This window comes from Thermogutta sp. (genome assembly GCF_014359955.1).
Lineage (GTDB): Bacteria > Planctomycetota > Planctomycetia > Pirellulales > Thermoguttaceae > Thermogutta.
In genome coordinates this window covers 1-4015 of the sequence record NZ_JACIYL010000401.1, presented here as the reverse complement: position 1 = coordinate 4015, position 4015 = coordinate 1, and the positions used below count along the sequence as shown (strand labels likewise).

The following is a 4015-nucleotide window of genomic DNA, read 5'->3' as shown; positions in this document are numbered from 1 at the left end:
TATCTCTGGGCCCGTGCGTTACTAAGGCCTGATATCTAATAGCGAAAAGCCGAAAAAAGGTGCATACGCCGTGACCGTTAGTAAAAAGAATCGCAAAACACGCCATCCTGAAAAAGGATGAGTTGCCTATGGAAACCTGGCAAGCTGGACAGCAACATGCGTTTCTGCTGGTTGTTTCTTCCGCGCTGTGGGCGGCCGCCGGGTTTTTTGTGACCCAGTGGCTGTGGCAGATCGTTCATACGGAAGATCTGCCCCAGGGGGCCGAGTGGCGCTATGACGTCAGCCGAATCAATGAACTACGTCGTGCGGACCGTTTTTTTCGGCTGTTTCAGCCGCTTATTCAACTCCTGGCGCGATTCAATCGGGCGGCGTTTCGGGAGGCCCTTCCCGAGATCCAGCGGCACATTCACTGTGCCGGGTTGCCACGATTCTGGCTGGCGGAGGAATATCTGGCCAAGCTCGAACTCATTGCTCTCATGCTTTTCCCGCTGTACACCTATGTGGCAGTGCGGGCCGTGGGAGCCGCGGGCGTTCTCCTCGCCGTGATTTTCTCCGGGCTGACCGTGTGGCTGCTGCGGTTGCGGCTGGCTGACCGGGCAGCGCGACGTCTCCAGGCCATCAAACGTCGGCTGCCGTTTCTCCTGGACCTGCTGACCCTTTTGATGGAAGCGGGCTCCACGTTTCTCAATGCCCTGGCCCAGGCTGTGGAAGAATATCGCGGGCATCCCATCGCCGAGGAATTCGGCCGTGTTCTCGCCGACATCCGGATGGGGAAGACCCGCTATGAAGCCTTTCACGCGATGCGAGAACGCCTCGCCGATGACGAAATCACGAGCATTATCGGCTCCATCTTGCAGGGGGAGACCCTGGGAACGCCGCTGGCCTCGATCTTCCGCACCCAGGCCGACGTGCTCCGCATCAAGCGGTCCCAGCGAGCCGAAATGATCGCGGGAGAGGCGGGTGTCAACATGCTGTTGCCGGGGATTTTGGTCATGGCGGCAGCCGTGCTCATCCTGGTGGGACCGTTTCTCATGAACTATCTTTACTTCGGTTTGTCGCTGTGAGGTCAACGAATTTTCAGGAACAACGCACTGGGGGAGTGAAAAGTGAACGCCTGGCGGAAAAATTTCGGCAAAACAACCTGACAATCTGGATTGGCAGAGAACGGATTGGTGGCATGCCCGTCAAGATTCAATGTCCATTGTGCGGCACGGAAATGACCGTGAGCGATGCGGCGATGCAGAGCAAGGTGGCCTGCCCCTGGTGTCGCCATCGCTTCCGGCCGGAGTCCGTTCTCCCACAGCAGCCGGAATCGAAAGCCAGGCCAGCAGAACCCCCGGTGGCCAGTCCACCCGTTGCTCCGGCCCCCGAGGCAGCCAGGGAAGAGGCGAAAAAAGAAGGCAAAAAGGTCCCGGAAATCTCCCCAGCCAAAGGGGAGCGCCCGGGGGTGAAAGACCTGGGGACGCCTGCCGCAGCTCGTGAAAGACCTGGCATCGAACAGGCACGGCGGGAGGTGGCAGCGGAAAAGAACAGGCCGCGCGGCGATGGTGCCGGGGCGGGGCGGGCTGAAAAAGCGGCGAAAGTCGATTCGCCCGTCGCAACAGGGAAGGTGGCCACTCCTGCTGCGGGAAAAAAGGTGGCCCGACTCATCCTCACCCAGACGGCGGAACCTGCATGGAAGCTGGCCCCCGACGGCAGTCTGCCCAGTTTGCACCTGGAAGAAGATTCCCCTGATGAGAAAAAACGCGAGGTCAAGCGATCGAGCAATCCCGTTCTCCTGGTGGTGGTGCTGGCTGCCAGCCTCTTGACCTCGTTGGCGCTCCTTTTCGTGGAACCCGCTCCAACCACGCGGAGTAATCTGGAAGAACTCGAACGCGCCAGGGAAGAACTCGCGGCGGAGTACTATTCCAATCTCAACCCAAACGCGCCACTGGCCGAGTATCAAAGACTTCTCCGCGAGGCTCACTGGGCCCACAGCCGGGGTGATCATCAGCGCGAGCGGGAACTCTACCGTCAGGTTCTCCTCTTGCTCTACGCGGAAAAAGGGCGAAACTCTTATACTGGATTGACAGGAAGTCGCTCGCGGGATGAGCGACTGGAGGAGCTTTTACGGATCCTCCTCAAGGAATAGCCTGGCGCAACTTGCGTGATGTGACAAGTTCGGTCGGAAACAGAGACGCAGGCCACGCCGCCGCGGTTCGGTGTGAGGTTGGGAATGGGCCAAGCATCCCGTTATGACATCGTGGGCACCATCGCTACCGGGGACTTTGCCACGGTCTATCGAGGGCGAGACCGGGAACTAGGCCGCGACGTGGCGATCAAGGAGATTCATCCCCATTTTCGACGGGATCCCAAGCAACTTGAGCGCTACTGGAAAGAAGCACAGCTCCTAGCGACCCTCCAGCATCCGAATATCATCACCATCTACGATGTGGTGCGATCCCGGGGGTGGCTCATTCTGGAGTTGATGCGGGGGAGCCTTCAGGCCAGTGTGCAAAAGGGGCCGATCGACCTGGATTTTCTCCGCGAAATCCTCATCGATTCGCTTCAGGCCCTGGATTTCCTCCACACCAACGGCATCATCCACGGTGATATCAAGCCCAGCAATCTGCTATTGGATTCTCGTGGACGGGTCAAACTGGGGGATTTTGGGCTGGCACGCAGGGCCACAGATGAGCATGGAAGTCTTTTGAAGGGCACCACCAAGTACATGGCGCCGGAGCTCATCAGCGCCCAGTTCGGCCCTGTCGGACCTGCCAGCGATTTATATTCTCTGGGGTTTACGGCCTACGAACTGATGTGTGGGCCGGATTTCGAGTTACTCTTCCCGACGCTCAGCACGTTTGGTCGGGATCGCCAGATTGCGTGGATGATGTGGCATGCCTCACCCGATCAAAAATTGCCCCCCATCCATCGCGTGCTGGAAGGTGTTCCGGAGGACCTGGCTCAGGTGGTGGACCGTCTGGTGGTCAAAGATCAGCAGCAGCGCTTGAGTTCTGCCCGGGAGGCCCTGGCGCTTTTGAAGGCTCCGCAGGTGAGTGTGCCCGCGAGCATCTCGGGGGAACGATCACAGCCCAGCGAAGAGGAACTCAAGCAGCAGCGACAAAAAAGAACGATGCGGATCATCGCGGGCGTGGCCGTGGCGTGCTCGCTTCTCGTGTCGATTTTCATGCTCCTGCCCGAGCGGTCTGGACCTCCGGCGCCGCCCCCAGCGGTGGCCCCAGTGCAGGGACGCCTGGAAGTGGTGCTCCTGGATGCCCGGCGGCTGATCATCGACCATGACGGTCAGGGCAAGGAAGAACGTGAAATCCGGTCATGGGACGAGGTCATCATCAACGACAAGAAGTCGCTGTTGCGCGATCTTCAGCCGGGCGATCGCATCACGATCACGGTCTATCGCGACGAACAGGGCCGACAGGTTCAGCGCATTGAGGCGATCCGTCCGGAACGGCTGATCGGCCAGATCGAAGCCGTGGCTCCCGAAGAGGGGACGATCACCGTCGCCAAAGAACCGGAAGGGGAAAAACTGGTTCTTCGTGTACCGCGGGGAACGCCTGTGACGCTCAATGGACAGCCCACCTTTCAGGGGCAAAAGCTGGAGTACACGGAGCTCAAAAGTGGCGACCGGGTGGAGTTGTTCTATCAGCGTGAGGGGCCCGAGCTCGTCGTGACGGAAGTGGCTGCCTTGCGGGTGGTGCAAATGAAAGGAATCGTGCGGGAGGTGGACGCCAAAAACGCCCGCTTGACCGTGGAATCGGACGTATCGGGACAGGTGATCACGCTTCCCTGGGCAGAGGATTGTGTGGTCACCCTCAACGGTCAGGCCAATGTGGGCGGGCAGATTCTGCGACCTGCGGACTTGCGTGTGAATGACCAGGTCGAAATTGAGCACGACACCCGCATCCGGCGGATAGATGCCTACCGAGTCCTGGGCGTGGCCGGCGTGATCGAACGGGTCCATTTCGACGCTGGGTCGATCGACGTCCTCCTCAGCCAGGATCAGCAGACGATGCAG

3 protein-coding genes are annotated in these 4015 nt (G+C 59.7%); all 3 read left to right on the top strand.

What is annotated here, in order from left to right; all coding sequences use genetic code 11:
- Positions 1-128 precede the first annotated feature (128 nt).
- Positions 129-1064: a type II secretion system F family protein gene (locus tag H5U08_RS12065; protein WP_297033343.1), complete on the top strand. Its 936-nt coding sequence runs from the start codon at positions 129-131 to the stop codon at positions 1062-1064.
- Between the two features lie 35 nt (positions 1065-1099).
- Positions 1100-2131, top strand: coding sequence for a hypothetical protein (locus H5U08_RS12060; RefSeq protein WP_297033341.1), 1032 nt, complete (start codon positions 1100-1102; stop codon positions 2129-2131).
- A gap of 84 nt (positions 2132-2215) precedes the next feature.
- Positions 2216-4015 (top strand): serine/threonine-protein kinase (locus H5U08_RS12055; RefSeq protein WP_297033339.1); only part of this gene is annotated, 1800 nt, incomplete at its 3' end.

Coding starts and splice junctions, on each gene's coding strand:
- H5U08_RS12065 (WP_297033343.1), top strand. CDS start 129: ATGGAAACCTGGCAAGCTGGACAGCAACATGCGTTTCTGCTGGTTGTT.